Below are 15,973 nucleotides of genomic sequence, written 5' to 3' on the forward strand. Positions count from 1 at the left end.
GGACCAGGCGAAAAATTGACGACGCGTGAGTACATTCCACCGAACCCAAAAGGCGGAAACTCCTAAAATTATTTATAAAAACAAGTAATACTATATCTATATAAATATAGATATTATATGTTATCTGTATAGTATATGTGATAGTTCTTAATTTCCAACGTATTTTGGGGTGTTATAAATGATTACGTGTATAAATACATACTGTTGACTGAAGTTGGTGAGGCGGTATTTATTAAAATGCGGGCCTCGCCAACTTCAGAAAATATTTTTAGGAGGTTAAGTTGGCGCGCAATAGAATGCGAATGCTATCCATTTTGGCATTGGGGGTGGGAGCCGCGACATCTCCCATCCCGGCACATGCTGATGAAATCGGTGACTTGAAGGCTCTGGTCAACGAGTTGAAAAGTCAGGTCCTGGAGCAGAGAGCCCAAGTCAAGGACCTGAAGGCGCAGATCAACAACCTGAATGCCCAGGTGACGGATCAGAAGCAGCAGGTCAACGCCCAGAGCGCCCAGGTGCAAAGCCAGAGCAGCGCCCTGCAAAAAGTCGAAGCCCAGCAGCAGGTTCTCGAACAGAAACAGGTCACCCCCGCACCGGTTCCGACGCTTGCCGCCAATACCGGTAAACCCGGCTATTTAGCCATTCCCGGCACGAATACGTCGGTGAAGATCGGCGGTTACGTGAAGCTCGATGTCACCGACGACGTCAGCAGCAACATTTCCGGGTCCGGCGCTAGCGGCAATCCGGCTTCTTACAACAGAAGCAATTTCGACCCCACGGCAATCCCGCTCGACAAGTCGGCGGCGTCCCATCGTAACGGTCAGGTGAATTTCAGTGCACAGGAAAGCCGGCTCAATCTGACGACATTGACCAACACGGATCGTTTGGGCGAAGTGAAGAGCGTCATCGAAGGCGATTTCTATAACACCAGCAGCAATGGCAATTTCTTCCGCTTGCGTCACGCCTATGTGAGCGCCGCCGGTTTCACCGCCGGCCAGACCTGGTCGACCTTCAGCGACCTCGATACCGGTGGTCCGGAAACCCTCGATTTCGGTGGTCCGGTCGGTTGGGCGGCGACTCGTCAGGCGCAGTTGCGCTATACTGCGGCGCTTCCCACCGGCAGCCTCGATGTGGCCGTCGAAAGACCCTCTGCCGACCTAAAGACGGCGACCGGCGTGACCGACAATCATATCGACAGAATCCCCGACGTCGTCGTCCGCTATAGCGTCGATCCGTCCTGGGGACACGTCGCTGTCGCCGGTCTGGGCCGTTATCTGACCAACGACGCGGGAACGACCGTAGACCAGCAGCACGCCAACAAGCTGGTCTACGGCGTGCTGGCCGGCGTCGGCATCAAGACCATCGGCAAGGATAAGCTGGTGTTGCAGACCGTCGATGGCAATGGTATCGGCCGCTATCTTGAGCAAGGAGAAGGAGTCTCTGCCGTCCTTCTCAATGGCGCCATCAAGCCGATCGATATCTGGGGCGGTGTCGTCGGTTACACGCATTTTTGGACCGATGCTCTACGCAGCAGCGCTGCTTATGGTTACGATCATTTCAGTACGCCGAGCGGCGACACCCAGAAACCGATCAAGAGCTTGAGTTCGGTACATGTCAACTTGATCTGGAGCCCAATCTCCAGCACGGACGTCGGTATCGAATACATTTACGGTCATATCGAAACGTCATCGCCACAATCGGACACAGCCACGGGGACGACGGCTTCGAAGGGGTCTGCCAGTCGCGTCGAGGGAAGTGTGAAGTACTCCTTCTAGGGCCTGTCGTCAGTTACCGCTCTCGCGGCTTTTTCAACCAAAAGACGTCATGCCCGGCCCTGAGCCGGGCATCCACGCCCCGAACAAGTCTCCGTCGTTCGTTCCCATCACGTGGATGGTCGTGTGCTCGACACGGCCATGACGGTTTTTGGGGCCATCAGCACGATATCAGTCGCTAACCGACGACACGGACCCTAGTCTTACTGCGTCATAAAATTGGTTGATTCGTCGGCTTGATTGGCCTGGCACAGCAGGGACATCGTGCCAGTCGTCTGGCCAGAGCGACGGCGATCCGTCGTCGCATCGTGGTGATTGAGTTGGGGATGTGCCGCTGCGGCCGGATCGGCGGCGGCTCTGGGTCGATAACCTTCGGGAACGGCAGATTTCGTGAATTTCGCGGCGCAACGTGGTCCTGAGGGGGGAATAGTCTCCCTTTCGGAGATCAGGAAGCCGTAGGCGGCGATGCAGAGTGTGGCGTGATGGTGAAACCCTCGCCAACCTCGCCCTTCATAGTGCCCAGCCCGACCTCTTGCTTGAGATCCTGGTAATCGCGCTCGATGCGCCAACGCAGCTTGGTCAGGTCGATCAGGCGGTCGAAAGCGATGTTTTCGGGAAGGGTGGAAAGCCAATATTTGATTGGTTCAGCCTCATCAGCGGGCCACTCGATGATCAACCACTCTTGCGGACGCGGCGCGGCCAGCAAATTGTCGCGATGGGCGGTAGCACCAGATCCCGCACCCTGGACAACATCGCCGCGTCCGACCACGGCGCGTTACCGATAGAATGAAGCAGCGACTGGTGTTGTGCAGGAACGCGCGCTGGCGCCGTTACCGCCGCCATCGGCTCGACGCTTTTGCGCTCGCCCGGCATCAAAAGGCCAACGCAGTAATCCCTCAGTGGTTCCGCTCGGTCGCTGTGGCCGACCACCGCCACAAGCGCATCGACATAGGATTCAAAACGCGATCCACTGTCCAGACTCGCAACGAGATCCATATCAGCCTTCTCCTGCTGAAGCATGAATCTTCCCCTTATACCTCATTTTGCGATACAAGAACCATACATATACAAAATGTAGATATTTTGTGACTCAGTAAGACTAGTGGCAGATGCCATATCCGGCGCCCACCGCTATTCCGGTCGGATGTCCATCCAATGCGATCACCGAGGACAGGCGACGGTTACGCGCATCGATCACCGCGATGGCGCTTTTGTCTTTCAGGGGAAGGTATAACTTCGTGCCGTCGGCGGTGACGGTTCCCGGGCCGGGGACGGCCGGCAGGGAAATATCTCCGCCTTTCGACATGCGCCACAGATCGTAGACGAGCAGGGTGCGCTTGTCGGCGCTGGGGACGAAGGCCACCGAATCGAACCAGCCGGTATAGGTTGTCCCCAAGCCGGATGCGGCCGCCAATTCGGCGCCGGGGGTCAAATCATCGCCGTGAACGATGGAAAAACTGCGTTTCGATTCGTTGGTAAGCAGAAGGTAGGCCCCGCTTCCCGATGGGGTGGCGGTGACGGCGCCGGGACCCGCCTGGATGGAAGGCAGGGGTTTCCCTGCGCGCAAATCGATCACCCCGATCAGTCCCGATTTTTCGCTGCGGGCGAAGATCAGGCGGCCGTTGGCGGAGCGGGTGATGCTGCTGATCCGCTGGGCCGCATCCGGTTCAGGGGTGATCTTCGCGGTCATCTTTCCCTGCGCGATGTCGATGACGCCGAGACCGTCCAGGTCATTCGAGGCAATGAACAAGGCCGATCCGTCGCCGGCGAAAAGCAGATCCGAAAGTACGGGCAGGCCCGACAGATTGGCCAAAGCCCGTCCGCTGGGCAGGCTGAAGACCGCCACATGCCCGCCCGTCAGATCGGATACGGCCAGCTTCTGCCCATCCGGGCTGGTCAGCAGGCGGCGCGCCGGAAAGGACAGCGAAATGTCGGAGGTTCGCCCTGCCGCCAGATCGGCGAGAACGACGCGGTTGGATCGGCCATCCGTCGCCGCCAGCACCGGCGATGCCTGGGATATTTCGATCTGGCTGGGTTTCAGCCCCAGTTCGACCCCTCCGACGACTTGGTCTTTGTCGATGTCGATCACCGTGAGCTTACTGGTATCGCTCAGTGTTGCAAAGGCCAGGTGGCTGATATCAGGGAAAGTTTCGGCTTGCGCCACGGTTGCATGGGCGAGCAGCAGGACGCAAGCGAGGTATGTCGGGCGCATTCAACAAAAATTCCATGCATAATATGATTGAAATACAACAGTATTATCCTGGCTATGTTAAATCTATAAAATTAATGTATATCGATGCCGGGCTTTCCCTTTCCGCGAAGGCGAGCCTTGGCAATAAGGGGGCGGCCTCGGTCAGGCTGGCAGCCGCATCAGCGTTTCGAGCCGGTGGTGACGTCGAGCCAGACGGCGAGCAGAAGAATCGCGCCCTTGACGATCATCTGCCAGAAATTGTCGACGTCCAGCATCGACATGCCGTTGTCGAGGCTGGCCATGATCAGGGCGCCGATCAGCGCACCGAAGACGGTCCCCGAGCCACCCCGCATGGAGGTGCCGCCGATGATACAGGAGGCGATGGCGTCCAACTCGCCCAGGCTGCCGGCCGAAGGCGATCCCGCCGCCAGGCGTGCCGTCGTGGTGATGCCGGCGAAGGCGCACATCACCCCCATCAGCACGAAAATCAGCAGCTTTACCTGCTGGACGTTGACCCCCGACAGCCTGGTGGCTTCGAGATTGCCGCCGATCGCGTAGATGCGCCGTCCGAATACCGTGCGGTTGGCCATGATGGAGAACAGGCCCAGGATCAGCAACAGGATCAGCACGGGGATGGGGACGCCGCGATAGGCGTCGAACATGGTGATGAAGCCGGCGATGATCGCTCCGGTTCCGACCAGTTTGGTCAGATCCTGCCACAACGGCGGCACATGAAGCAGTAAGGCGCGGTGCCGCTTGCGTGAGCGGAACGTCGTCCAGACCAGCAAGACGAACAGCACGCCGGCCAGTCCCTTGCCGACCAGGAACGGCAGATAGCCCTGGCCGACCAGGACCAGGGCGCCGGAAACCGGGGCGACGGTCGAGCCGTCTGTGACACCCAGCAGGATCCCCCGGAAGGCCATCAGGCCCGCCAGTCCGACGATGAAGGAGGGGACGCGCTGGTAGGCGACCCAATAGCCGTTGGCCAGTCCGATCAGCCCGCCCAGTCCGATGACCAGCATCAGGGTGACGACGATCGGCAGGTGAAACCGAAGGTCGAGGATCGCCGCGATTCCACCCAGGAGACCGAGGAGCGAGCCCACCGACAGATCGATCTCGCCGGCGATGATGACGAACACCATTCCCGCCGCCAGCATGCCGGTGATCGCCATCTGCCGCAGCAGGTTGGAAAAATTCCTGGGGGTCAGGAAGTCGCCGCCGGTCATATAGGTGAACAGGCCCCAGATCACCGAGATCGCCAGAAGCAGGGTCAAAATCTTGTAACGCGAGAAAACGTCCTTCAGGCGCTTGAAAGCAAAAATCATGATCGTCGTCTCCTGCGGAACCCTTATCCGGCGAGCGGCAGTTGAGTGATGGCGGCGGCCAATATTTTCTCCTGAGTGAGAGATTCGTTGATGAAATCGCCGCGCAATTGTCCCTCGCCCATCACCAGGACGCGGTCGCTGATCCCCAGAATTTCGGGGAGTTCCGACGACACCATGATGATCGACATGCCCTGGCGGGCCAGTTCAAACATCAGTTTGTAGATCTCGTACTTGGCGCCCACGTCGACGCCTCGCGTCGGTTCATCGAGAATGAGGATGCGGGGCAGGGGCATCAGCATCTTGGAAATGACGGCCTTCTGCTGATTGCCGCCCGACAGGCTGGAAATCGGCAGGGCCGGGCTGCCGGCCTTGATGCCGAGCCGGCGGATCTCCTCCAGCATTGCCTGAAGCTCGACTTCCTCGTTGATCAGAAGGGAGGGCGCGAAGCGCGGCAGTGTCGAGAGGGTGATATTGTGCCCGATCGCCATCTGGGGGACGATTCCATGGTGCTTGCGGTCTTCGGGCACCATGCAGATGCCCTTGGCGACGGCGGCGCGCGGCGATGAGATGCGCAACACCTCACCATCGAGGCGGATCTCGCCCTCGCTACGCCCCGGATAGGCGCCGAAGAGCGCGCTGACCAGTTCCGTCCGTCCCGCCCCGATCAGTCCGGCGATGCCCAGGATCTCGCCATGGCGCAGAGTGAAGGAGACGTTGTCCACACGCTTGTGCGCGGGATTGTCGATGTCATAGCAGGTAATGCCGCGAGCCTCGAAAATGACATCGCCGACAGGATGGGGTTCGCGCGGATAGAGATTCTTGATCTCGCGCCCGACCATCATCCGGATGATCTCGTCCACCGACAGATCGGCCATGGGAGCCGTGCCGACAAGGGTTCCATCACGGATGACCGTGACCCGATCGGCGATGGCGGCCACCTCCTCAAGCTTGTGGGAGATATAGACGCAGGCGGTTCCCTTGGCCCTCAGGCCGTCGATCAGGCGCAGCAGGCCGTCGATCTCGCTCTTGGTCAGGGAGGAGGACGGCTCGTCCAGGATCAGGAGTTTCGCGTTCTTGTTGAGCGCCTTGGCGATTTCGATCAACTGCTGCTGGCCGCCGCCGAAATAGGATACCGGCAGGGCCGTCTTGATCTGCGGCATGCCGACCTCGGCCATCAGCTGCGCGGCCCGCGAGTACATGGTTTCGAAGTCGATCAGGCCGCCGGGCAGGGTCGGCTCATGTCCCAGGAAAATGTTTTCTGCGACGGAGAGCTGTGGGACCAGCATCAGTTCCTGATGGATGATGACGATGCCGGCCCGCTCGGTATCGCGAATCGACGACGCCTTCAGTTCCCGGCCTTCCCACAGAATGGTGCCGTCCCAGGTACCATAGGGATAGACGGCGGAAAGAACCTTGACCAGCGTCGACTTTCCCGCGCCGTTCTCGCCGCACAAGGCCATGACCTCGCCCCGGCGGACCTTGAGGTCGATGCCGTCGACGGCCTTGACGCCGGAGAATTCTTTGACGATTCCCCGCATTTCAAGGAGATATTCAGCCATCGTTCACGCTCTTCTGCTGGCGGAAAAATGAGAGACCGGGGGACTTTGAAGTCCCCCGGTCCGGTCATCATTTGCCGTCGATCTGCTGTTGCGTGAAAAAGCCGTCCTTGATCAGTAGGGAAACGTTTTCTTTGGTGATAGGCGTCGGCGTCAGCAGCAGGCTGTCGACGGGCTTCATGCCGTTGTCGAGTTTGTTGTTGTATGTCGGCTTTTCACCGCGGACCAATTGCACCGAAAGCTTGGCTGCTTCCGAGGCGATCAGTTTCAGCGGCTTATAGACGGATAGGGTCTGAGTGCCGGCGTTGACCCGCTGGATCGCCGCCAGATCGGCATCCTGGCCGGAAATGGCGACTTTGCCCGCCAGGCCCTGTGCGCTCAAGGCCTGGATGGCGCCACCAGCCGTGGCGTCGTTCGAGGCGACGATGGCGTCGATCTTGTTGTCGTTGGCGGTGAGAGCGTTTTCGACGATCTGTAAGGCCTCCGTGGGGTTCCATTCCTTGACCCACTGGCTGCCGACCACCTTGATGTCGCCCTTATCGATCAGGGGCTGGAGGACCTTGAGCTGGCCATTGCGCAAAAGCTTGGCATTGTTGTCGGTGGGGGCGCCGCCCAGCAGATAGTAGTTCCCCTTCGGCTTGACCTTGACGACGCCCTGGGCCTGGATCTCGCCGACCCGCTCGTTGTCGAAGGAAATATAGGCGTCGACATCGGCGTTCAGGATCAGCCGGTCGTAGGAGACGACCTTGATATTGGCCTTTTTCGCCTCGGCGATGACGTTGGTCAGGACCTTCGAGTTGAAGGGCACGATGACGATGGCATCGACTTTCTTGGAGATCAGATTTTCGATTTGCGAGATTTGGCGCTGTTCATTGGCGTCGGCCGACTGCACGTCGACGGTGGCCCCCAGCGTCTTGGCCGCTTCGATGAAGTAGTCGCGATCCCGCGCCCAGCGTTCCAGGCGCAAATCATCGATGGAGAAACCGATTTTCGGATGGGCCTGGTCGGCCATCGCGGGGCCGGCGGCCAGGGCGAGAGACGCAGCGCACGCGACGCTGCCGATCAGGCGCGTGAGGAAACTCCACATTCTCTTCATTCCTTCCCAGAAAATTATGAGATCTTCTTTTGGGCTTCTTCGGCACTCGGATCAGTCATGGCACCCGCGGGAGGTGCGACGGTTCCGTTTCCTTTCCTTGCTTCGATTCCATGGCCTTCCCGGAGTACGGGTGAAACCTGGCGACGTAAGCGCCCGGTCTGCCCGCCATCGAGACATATTAAAACTATCACGTGTGAAGAGCGTACATCAATTATTTCCCCATATGACCTTTGTTTACGTTTACTTAAGATCGTGTCCTGCGGTGGTTTCTATAAAAAATGGCGGAAAAGGCCGAATTTTAAGAAAATCATGAGTGGCGAAATGATGATTTACGTACCTCATGCATCGTGCTACTGAATCGAGTGCCGCCGGGGTTTCGGACGCCCATGGCGGGTATGTGCGGATTTCGAGGAGCGATCCCAAGTGAGGCGAGTGACGGTCCATGACGTGGCGGCCGAAGCCGGGGTTAGCCTGGCCACCGTGGATCGGGTGATCAACGGCCGGAAGGGCGTGAGCGCGACAACCGTTCAGCGTGTCAACAAGGTGATCGAGCGGCTTGACTTTCGTCGTGACGTCTTCGCGGCCAGTCTGGCCACCAGCCGCGAATACCGGTTCAAGTTCGTCCTGCCGGAGGTGGCCGGCAACACTTTCATGACCCATCTCGGGCAGCAGGTGCGGACCGCCGCCCGCCGCCTGGCCGATCAGCGCATCCTGGTAAGCGAGATCCATTATCGCGAATTCGACAGCGTCGATCTTTGTCGGGTGCTGGGCTGCATCGATCTTGCTGAAACCATGGGTGTGGCGGTCGTCGCCATCGACACGCCGGAGGTCCGTGAAGCCATCGATGCCCTGGTCGAGCGCGGCATCGGGGTGGTGACCCTGGTTTCCGACGTCACGCCGTCCCGCCGTCTGGACTGTATCGGGATCAACAATCTGGCGGCGGGGCGTGTCGCCGCGTCGCTCCTGGGGCGTTTCCTGGGCGGGCGGACGGGCAGCATAGCGCTGATCGCCGGCTTTCTGATGTTGGACGATCATGTCGCCCGCCGCCTGGGATTCGAGCAGACCATGCTGCGCGATTTCCCCGGGCAGACCCTCTTGCCGGTGGTCGAAGGGCGCGACGACAGCCGGGTGACCGCGCCACTGGTCGGCAGCCTGTTGGACGAGCATCCCGACCTGATCGGCCTCTATAGCATGGGAGCGGGGAACCGGGGGATCATCGAGGCGCTGGAGAGGCGCGGCCGTCAGCGCGATGTGGCGGTCGTCGCCCATGAGCTGACCCCGCATTCCCGGCGCGCGCTGATCTCCGGGACCTTCGACGCGGTTATCCATCAGGAGGCCGGTGACGAAGTGGAAAATGCCGTGCAGACACTGAAGGCGTTCAGCGACGGGCGCGCCGGTTTCATTCCACCCCGGGTACGCATCGACATATTCGTCCGGGACAACCTGCCGTAACCCCGTTCCCCATGGCGGGAGAAAAGGGAGGCGGCCTGGGAGGCGATGATGTTTGTAGGACTCGATCTCGGCACTTCTTCCGTCAAAGGGATCCTGATGACCGAAGGTCAGCAGGTCATCGGCAGCGCCAGCGCGCCGCTGACGGTCAGCCGTCCTCATCCCGGTTGGTCGGAACAGGATCCCGAGGACTGGTGGCGGGCAAGCCTTGCCGTTCTCGACGCGCTGGCGGCGGCGCATCCGGCGGAGATCTGTGCCGTGGAAGGCATCGGTCTGTCCGGCCAGATGCATGGGGCGACGGTCCTCGATGGCGCGGATCGTCCCTTGCGCCCGGCAATTCTGTGGAACGACACCAGGAGCGCCGCCGAATGCGTCGCCCTGGAAACGGCATTCCCCGACATCCGGCGGATTACCGGCAATGTCGTCATGCCGGGATTCACCGCGCCGAAGCTGATTTGGCTGGCCCGGCACGAGCCGGATGTCTTTCGGCGCGTCGAGAAGGTACTGCTGCCCAAGGACTTCATCCGTCTGCGGCTGACCGGTGAGCATGTCAGCGACATGTCGGACGCCGCCGGCACCTGTTGGCTGGATGTCGGGCGGCGCGCCTGGTCGGATCAGGCGCTCGAGCATTGCGGATTGTCCCGCCGCCAGATGCCGCGTCTGGTCGAAGGGGGAGAGGTGTCGGGAACGCTGTTGCCGTCGGTTGCCGCCCGCTACGGCATGACCCGGACGGTGGCCATCGCCGGCGGCGGCGGAGACAACGCGGCCGCCGCCTGCGGCATTGGCGCCGTTCGACCGGGCGACGCCTTTCTGTCGCTGGGCACGTCGGGAGTCCTGTTCGCCCCGACCGCCCGCTTTGCGCCCAACACGGAGGCGGGCGTTCATGCCTTCTGCCACGCCGTTCCGAATATGTGGTGCCAAATGGGCGTGATCCTGGCCGCGACCGACAGTCTGCGCTGGCTGTCGGACCTGTTCGGCATCGACGCGCCGCAGCTTACGGACGCGCTCGGCGACCGTCTGGGCGGGCCCGGCGAGGCGATGTTCCTGCCCTACCTGGGCGGCGAACGGACCCCCCACAACCAGGCTGACTTGCGCGGCGCCTTCGTTGGGCTGGGACACGCGACCGACCGTGGGGCTCTGACCCGCGCGGTGATGGAGGGCGTGGCCTTCGCCTTCCGGGACTGCCTTCGCGTCCTGGCCGACGCCGGCACCGAGATCCCCCGCGCCTGGGCTGTGGGGGGCGGTTCCCAGTCGCGGTTGTGGTTGAAGATTATCGCGACGGTTCTCGACCGGCCGCTGGATCTGCCCGCCGGGGGCGAACTTGGGGCGGCCTTCGGTGCGGCAAGGCTGGCGCTGTGCGCGGTTCGTCAGGCCGACACAAGCAGCGTTTGCACGCCTCCTCCCGTGGCCGCGACCATCGCTCCCGACCGGGAGTGGACCGCGGCCTATGACGACGCCTATGGGCGTTACCGTCGGCTCTACCCCGCACTCAAGGAGTTCGCCCAATCATGAAAACGGCATTCTTTGGCGACATCGCTCCAATTCGTTTCGAAGGACCCGACAGCTCCAATCCCCTGGCCTATCGCTGGTATCAGCCGGACCGCGTGGTGCTCGGCAAGCGGATGGAGGATCACTTGCGCTTCGCCGTCTGCTATTGGCACAGCTTCTGCCTGACCGGGAGCGATCCGTTCGGTCAGGCGACGTTCGACCGGCCGTGGCAGGGAGGCGACGGCCTGGCCGGCGCGCGGCTGAAGGCCGATGTGGCCTTCGACGCCTTCGAACTGCTGGGCGTGCCATTCTTTACCTTTCACGATCGGGACGTCGCGCCCGAAGGGGCCGATTTCGCGGAATCGCTGCGCAATTTTCAGGTCATGGCCGACGTCCTCGCCGGCAAGATCGAGGAGAGCGGCGTCCGCCTGCTTTGGGGAACTGCCAATCTGTTCTCCCATCCGCGCTTCATGGCGGGTGCGGCGACCAACCCCGATCCGCAGGTCTTTGCCTACGCCGCCGCCACGGTCAAGAATTGCCTCGACGTGACCCGGCGGCTGGGCGGACGGAATTACGTGCTGTGGGGCGGCCGCGAGGGGTACGAGACGCTGCTCAACACCGACCTCAGGCGCGAACTCGACCAGTTGGGACGTTTCCTCTCCCTGGTCGTCGACTACAAGCACAAGATTGGTTTCGACGGCACCATTCTGATCGAGCCCAAACCCAAAGAACCGACCAAGCATCAGTACGATTTCGATACCGCGACCGTCTACGGTTTCCTCAAGCGCTATGGCCTGGAACAGGAGGTCAAGGTCAACATCGAGGCCAACCACGCCATGCTGGCCGGCCACACCTTCGAGCACGAGATCGCGTTGGCCAACGCGCTGGGGATTTTCGGTTCGCTCGACGTCAATCGTGGTGACGGCCTGTTGGGGTGGGATACGGATCAATTCCCCAACAATGTGGAAGACGTCGCCCTGCCGCTTTATCACGTGCTGCAAGGGGGCGGCTTCGTCAATGGAGGCCTTAATTTCGACGCCAAGATCCGTCGGCAGTCGATCGACCCCGTCGATCTGCTGTATGCCCATGTCGGCGGTATCGATATCTGCGCCCGCGCCTTGCTGGTTGCCGCGGAGATGATCGAAAGCGGCCGCCTGGCGGGGCACGTGGCCGACCGCTACGCCGGATGGGAGACCCCCGAGGGGCAGGCCCTGCTGAAGGGTGAGCTGTCGCTGGCCGATATCGCCGCCGACGTGGAGCGGCGCAACACCGAGCCGCGCGCACAGTCGGGCCGTCAGGAATATCTGGAAAATATGGTCGCGCGCTATCTGTGATACCGGTGGGCCCCCGGGACCCGAGGTAAGAGGGGAAAATGGGCGGGCAAAAGCCCTTCTCCCCTCGTGGGAGAAGGGTTGGGATGAGGGGGCATCCCGCCGACAGGCGGAAGAAAACTCTCAGGTATCGTGCGACTTTTCCCCCTCACCCTCCCGCGAGAGCGGGTCCCTCCCTCTCCCACAAGGGGCGAGGGAGAAGACGGTGAAGCCCGGCCTTTTACCCCTCTTACCCCCCGAGGCCCGGGGGGGGACGGAGTACTCAGCGGCCTCAGGCGGCCTTTTCGCGCAGCAACTGATAGAGGATGATGGCGCCGAAGGTGGCGGTGCCGATGCCCCCCAGGGTGAACCCGCCCAGGTGGAGGGTGAGATCGCCGGCCCCGGCGGTCAGGGTGACTGCCGCCGTGATCAGGTTGCGGGGGCTGGAGAAGTCGACCTTGTTCTCCACCCAGATGCGTCCCGCCGTGGCCGAGATCAGGCCGAAAATCACCAGTTCCAGACCACCGATGACGGGGCCGGGAATGGTCAGGATCAGCATGCCGAATTTCGGCGAGAAGCCGAGCACGATGGCGAACAGGCCGGCGACGACGAAGGCCAGGGTCGAGAAGATCTTGGTGGCCGCCATCACGCCCATGTTTTCCGCATAGGTGGTGACGCCGGTGCCGCCCCCGAAGGCCGAGACGATGGTGGCGATGCCGTCGCCGATGAAGGCGCGTCCCAGATAGGCGTCCAGATTGCGTCCGGTCATGGCGCCGATCGCCTTGATATGTCCAAGGTTCTCAGCCACCAGGATGACCGCGATAGGGGCGATCAGCCCCATGGCGGAACCGGAGAAGACCGGTGCGGTGAAATTCGGCAGGCCGAACCAGGCCGCCTGGGCGACACCGGAAAAGTCGATCGCCTTGCCGAACCCCAATCCGTTGGCCGCGACCAGATAGAGAAGATAGCTGGCCAGGCCGCCCAAAAGAATCGGCAGGCGCCGGGCCATGCCGGGGGCATAGACGGCGAAACCGCCGACGAAGACGACCGTGGCCAGCCCGATGAAGCTGTTGAATCCCGATCCGCTGGCGCTTTTCACGGCGAGCGGCGCCAGGTTGAGGCCGATGGCGGCCACCACCGCGCCGGTGACCAGCGGCGGCATCAGCTTTTCCACCCAGGCATATCCGACGACGGTGACGATGGCGCCGATCAGCACATAGACGACGCCCGCCGCGATGATGCCGCCCAGCGCCAATCCGATGTTGGGATTGGGGCCGCTGCCGGCATAGCCGGTCACCGCCATCACCACGGCGATGAAGGCGAAACTCGATCCGAGATAACTGGGCACCCGGCCGCCGACGATCAGAAAGAAGATCAGGGTGCCGATGCCCGAAAACAGGATCGACACGTTGGGATCGAAGCCCATGATGATCGGAGCCAGCGCGGTCGAGCCGAACATGGCGACCACATGCTGGATTCCGACGATGATGGTCTGCGCCCAGGGTAAACGTTCATCCGGGGCGATGACGCCTCCGGTTTTCAGTTTCCAACACGGTAAAAATCCGTCTTTCGACGAGTCCGACATGACTTCCCCCAAAAATGATGGGGGCACATTGCCTCAGGACGGGAAGATTCTCAAAACATTCCGCCCTTTTTTGCATTTTTCTCAGAGATCCTTTGGTTGGCCGGACGAGTTTGGATAGGATCCGCACCTTGCCCCGCCATGGGCTGTTTCCGACCGGGGCCTGCACGGGAATTCTTCGATGGACATCGTTTCCTCCGACCGACAATTGCTAAGGCAGGATGCCTTGACCATCGGCCTGATCGGCCTCGCCCATCTGATCAGCCATTTCTTCCAGCTATCGTTGGCGCCGCTGTTTCCCAGCCTGCATGAGGCTTTTTCCGTCAGCTATCTGGAATTGGGCTCGCTTTCGACGGCCTTCTATCTCACCTCCGGCATCTGTCAGGCGTTCGCCGGCATTCTGGTCGACCGCTATGGCGCGCGGCCGGCGTTGCTGGCCGGCGTCACGGTGATGGCCGCTTGCGTCGGCTTGTCCGGATTGGTCACTGCTTTTTGGATGTTCTATCCGCTGGCGGTTTTGGCGGGCGTCGGCAACAGCGTCTTTCATCCGGCGGATTTTTCCCTGCTTTCGTCGCGCGTTTCGAAGCAGCGGCTGGGGCGGGCCTATGGGGTGCACGCCTTTTTGGGGACCATCGGGTTCGCCCTGGCGCCCGTGGTGATCGGCGGTCTCTCGGTGACCGTCGGCTGGCGGGTGGCTTTGCTTTCCGCCGGTCTGTCCGGGCTTGTGGTGATCGCCCTGCTGGTTCGTTACGGCGCGGTCCTGGGCGATCCGGTGGGGCATCGGGATGGACTGGATAAACAAAGCGGATCCATTCCCTATGCCCGGCTGATCGCCTCGCCGGCGATCATGATGGCCTTTGGCTACTTTTTGCTGACCGCGTTGGCGGGAACCGGATTTCAGACCTTTTCAACCGCCTCGCTGATCGAATTTTACGGGGTGAGCCTGCAGACCGCGGCCACCGCGCTGACCGCCTATCTGGTCGGTTCCGCCCTGGGGATCTTGCTGGGCGGACAACTGGCGGATCGCACCAGCCGCCATGTGGAAGTGGCGATCGGCGGCCTTGCCGTCTGTGCGGCGCTTCTGATTGTCGTCGCCGGCGGTTTCATGCCCTTCATCGGGGCTGCGGCGATCGTCTTTTTCGCCGGACTGGCGCAGGGCTGCACCGCGCCTTCGCGCGATATCCTGGTCAAGAGGGCGACGCCGCCCGGGGCGACCGGCAAGGTGTTCGGGTTCGTCTATTCCGGGCTCGATGCCGGTTCGACCGCGGCCCCGCTGCTGTTTGGCGCTCTGTTGGACCACCATGCGTTCCATCTGATTTTCCTGGCCATCGGGTTGCTTTACGCTGCTGCGATTTTCTCGGTCCTGACGGTCAGCCGTCGTCCGCAGGCGTCATGATGCCGCACTTTTTTGATTGCCCCCGACGGCCTGCTCCGGTTCATTTGTTCGTTCGTCTTTGAAAAGTGGTTTGCCGATATGGGCAACGTCGATCAACGCCTTCCTCTTTATCAGCGTCTGCGCGATGAAATCGCCGCTCAGATCGCGTCCCACGTCTGGCGGCCGGGAGAGGCCATTCCCACCGAGGCGGAACTGGCGGCCAGCCACAGTGTCGCCGTCGGAACGGTCAGGAAGGCGATCCAGACGCTGGTGGACGAGGGGCTGGTCGAGCGTTTCCAGGGGCGCGGCACCTTCGTTCGCCGGCCGAGTTTCGATTCCTCGCTTTTTCGTTTCCTGCGCTTTCATGGTCCGGAAGGACGTCACGAGGTGCCGGAGAGCAAGATTCTCGATCGCTCCGGCCTGATCGGCCCCGACCCGGTGATCAAGGCCTTGCGCCTGCCGACCGGCACCGAGGTGATCCGCCTGTTGCGTCAACGCCTGATCAAGGGATGGCCGGTTCTCGCCGAGGAGATCTGGCTGCCGCGCGCCCGTTTCGAACCGATTCTCACCATGCCTCTCGATGAAATGGGCGCCCTGCTTTATCCGGCCTATGAAAGGTTCTGCGGCGAAATCGTCGCTTCCGCCGAGGAGACCCTGACGGTGGAGGGGGTGGCCGCCCCCTTCGATACCATCCTCTCGCTGCCGCAGGCATCCCCTGTCGTGGTGATCGAGCGATTGGCCTTCGGCTATCATGGGGGACCTTTGGAATGGCGGCGGTCCTGCGCCCCCGCATCGACCTTTCGCTATCACATTGAAATTCGCTGACAAT

The 15,973-nt window shown here is 61.5% G+C and carries 11 protein-coding genes and 1 pseudogene; 6 read left to right on the forward strand and 6 right to left on the reverse strand.

Going from position 1 to position 15,973, the window contains the following annotated elements; genetic code table 11:
• Nucleotides 1–302 precede the first annotated feature (302 nt).
• Complete coding sequence (locus tag CWS72_RS08745; RefSeq protein ID WP_158240564.1) at nt 303–1,775, forward strand: DcaP family trimeric outer membrane transporter; 1,473 nt, start codon at nt 303–305, stop codon at nt 1,773–1,775.
• 335 nt (nt 1,776–2,110) lie between these two features.
• On the opposite strand, the pseudogene CWS72_RS08750 reads toward CWS72_RS08745, so the two are convergent.
• The 5 genes and pseudogenes from CWS72_RS08750 to xylF form a co-directional block, all read right to left on the reverse strand.
• Nucleotides 2,111–2,768: pseudogene (locus CWS72_RS08750) on the reverse strand (transposase); the annotation flags it as partial.
• A 103-nt stretch (nt 2,769–2,871) separates the two neighbouring features.
• Nucleotides 2,872–3,984: a YncE family protein gene (locus CWS72_RS08755; protein WP_101250212.1), complete on the reverse strand. Its 1,113-nt coding sequence runs from the start codon at nt 3,982–3,984 to the stop codon at nt 2,872–2,874.
• A gap of 158 nt (nt 3,985–4,142) precedes the next feature.
• Nucleotides 4,143–5,288: a sugar ABC transporter permease gene (locus CWS72_RS08760; protein WP_101250213.1), complete on the reverse strand. Its 1,146-nt coding sequence runs from the start codon at nt 5,286–5,288 to the stop codon at nt 4,143–4,145.
• Nucleotides 5,289–5,311: 23 nt separating this feature from the next.
• The gene (locus CWS72_RS08765) at nt 5,312–6,847 is read right to left on the reverse strand and encodes a xylose ABC transporter ATP-binding protein (RefSeq protein WP_101250214.1); all 1,536 of its coding nucleotides are present in this window, start codon (nt 6,845–6,847) and stop codon (nt 5,312–5,314) included.
• A gap of 67 nt (nt 6,848–6,914) precedes the next feature.
• Nucleotides 6,915–7,931, reverse strand: a complete 1,017-nt coding sequence (gene xylF, locus CWS72_RS08770; RefSeq protein ID WP_101250215.1) for a D-xylose ABC transporter substrate-binding protein — start codon at nt 7,929–7,931, stop codon at nt 6,915–6,917.
• A gap of 432 nt (nt 7,932–8,363) precedes the next feature.
• Between xylF and CWS72_RS08775 the strand changes: the two genes are divergently transcribed.
• The 3 genes from CWS72_RS08775 to xylA are packed head-to-tail and all read left to right on the forward strand — an operon-like array spanning nt 8,364 to nt 12,211.
• Entirely contained in the window at nt 8,364–9,392 is a 1,029-nt protein-coding gene (locus CWS72_RS08775) for a LacI family DNA-binding transcriptional regulator (RefSeq protein ID WP_101250216.1), read from the forward strand.
• Nucleotides 9,393–9,437: 45 nt separating this feature from the next.
• The gene (gene xylB / locus CWS72_RS08780; protein ID WP_338056166.1) at nt 9,438–10,901 is read left to right on the forward strand and encodes a xylulokinase; all 1,464 of its coding nucleotides are present in this window, start codon (nt 9,438–9,440) and stop codon (nt 10,899–10,901) included.
• Entirely contained in the window at nt 10,898–12,211 is a 1,314-nt protein-coding gene (gene xylA / locus CWS72_RS08785) for a xylose isomerase (protein WP_101250217.1), read from the forward strand. The genes xylB and xylA overlap by 4 nt, the downstream gene beginning before the upstream one ends.
• 268 nt (nt 12,212–12,479) lie before the next feature.
• Here xylA and CWS72_RS08790 read toward each other — a convergent pair whose 3' ends face one another.
• On the reverse strand, nt 12,480–13,772 hold the full coding sequence (locus tag CWS72_RS08790; RefSeq protein ID WP_101250218.1) for a solute carrier family 23 protein: 1,293 nt from the start codon (nt 13,770–13,772) through the stop codon (nt 12,480–12,482).
• A gap of 178 nt (nt 13,773–13,950) precedes the next feature.
• Here CWS72_RS08790 and CWS72_RS08795 point away from each other — a divergent pair, with 178 nt between their 5' ends.
• Nucleotides 13,951–15,165: an MFS transporter gene (locus CWS72_RS08795; protein WP_101250219.1), complete on the forward strand. Its 1,215-nt coding sequence runs from the start codon at nt 13,951–13,953 to the stop codon at nt 15,163–15,165.
• 78 nt (nt 15,166–15,243) lie between these two features.
• Nucleotides 15,244–15,969, forward strand: a complete 726-nt coding sequence (locus tag CWS72_RS08800) for a GntR family transcriptional regulator (RefSeq protein ID WP_101250288.1) — start codon at nt 15,244–15,246, stop codon at nt 15,967–15,969.
• Nucleotides 15,970–15,973: the final 4 nt, after the last annotated feature.

Source organism: Telmatospirillum siberiense (genome assembly GCF_002845745.1).
Lineage (GTDB): Bacteria > Pseudomonadota > Alphaproteobacteria > Rhodospirillales > Magnetospirillaceae > Telmatospirillum > Telmatospirillum siberiense.

Excerpts from the sequence above, each read along its gene's own strand:
- xylB (WP_338056166.1), top strand. The coding sequence starts at position 9,438 with ATGATGTTTGTAGGACTCGATCTCGGCACTTCTTCCGTCAAAGGGATC.
- xylA (WP_101250217.1), top strand. The coding sequence starts at position 10,898 with ATGAAAACGGCATTCTTTGGCGACATCGCTCCAATTCGTTTCGAAGGA.
- CWS72_RS08790 (WP_101250218.1), bottom strand. The coding sequence starts at position 13,772 with ATGTCGGACTCGTCGAAAGACGGATTTTTACCGTGTTGGAAACTGAAA.
- xylF (WP_101250215.1), bottom strand. The coding sequence starts at position 7,931 with ATGTGGAGTTTCCTCACGCGCCTGATCGGCAGCGTCGCGTGCGCTGCG.
- CWS72_RS08745 (WP_158240564.1), top strand. The coding sequence starts at position 303 with ATGCTATCCATTTTGGCATTGGGGGTGGGAGCCGCGACATCTCCCATC.
- CWS72_RS08795 (WP_101250219.1), top strand. The coding sequence starts at position 13,951 with ATGGACATCGTTTCCTCCGACCGACAATTGCTAAGGCAGGATGCCTTG.
- CWS72_RS08800 (WP_101250288.1), top strand. The coding sequence starts at position 15,244 with ATGGGCAACGTCGATCAACGCCTTCCTCTTTATCAGCGTCTGCGCGAT.
- CWS72_RS08760 (WP_101250213.1), bottom strand. The coding sequence starts at position 5,288 with ATGATTTTTGCTTTCAAGCGCCTGAAGGACGTTTTCTCGCGTTACAAG.
- CWS72_RS08755 (WP_101250212.1), bottom strand. The coding sequence starts at position 3,984 with ATGCGCCCGACATACCTCGCTTGCGTCCTGCTGCTCGCCCATGCAACC.
- CWS72_RS08765 (WP_101250214.1), bottom strand. The coding sequence starts at position 6,847 with ATGGCTGAATATCTCCTTGAAATGCGGGGAATCGTCAAAGAATTCTCC.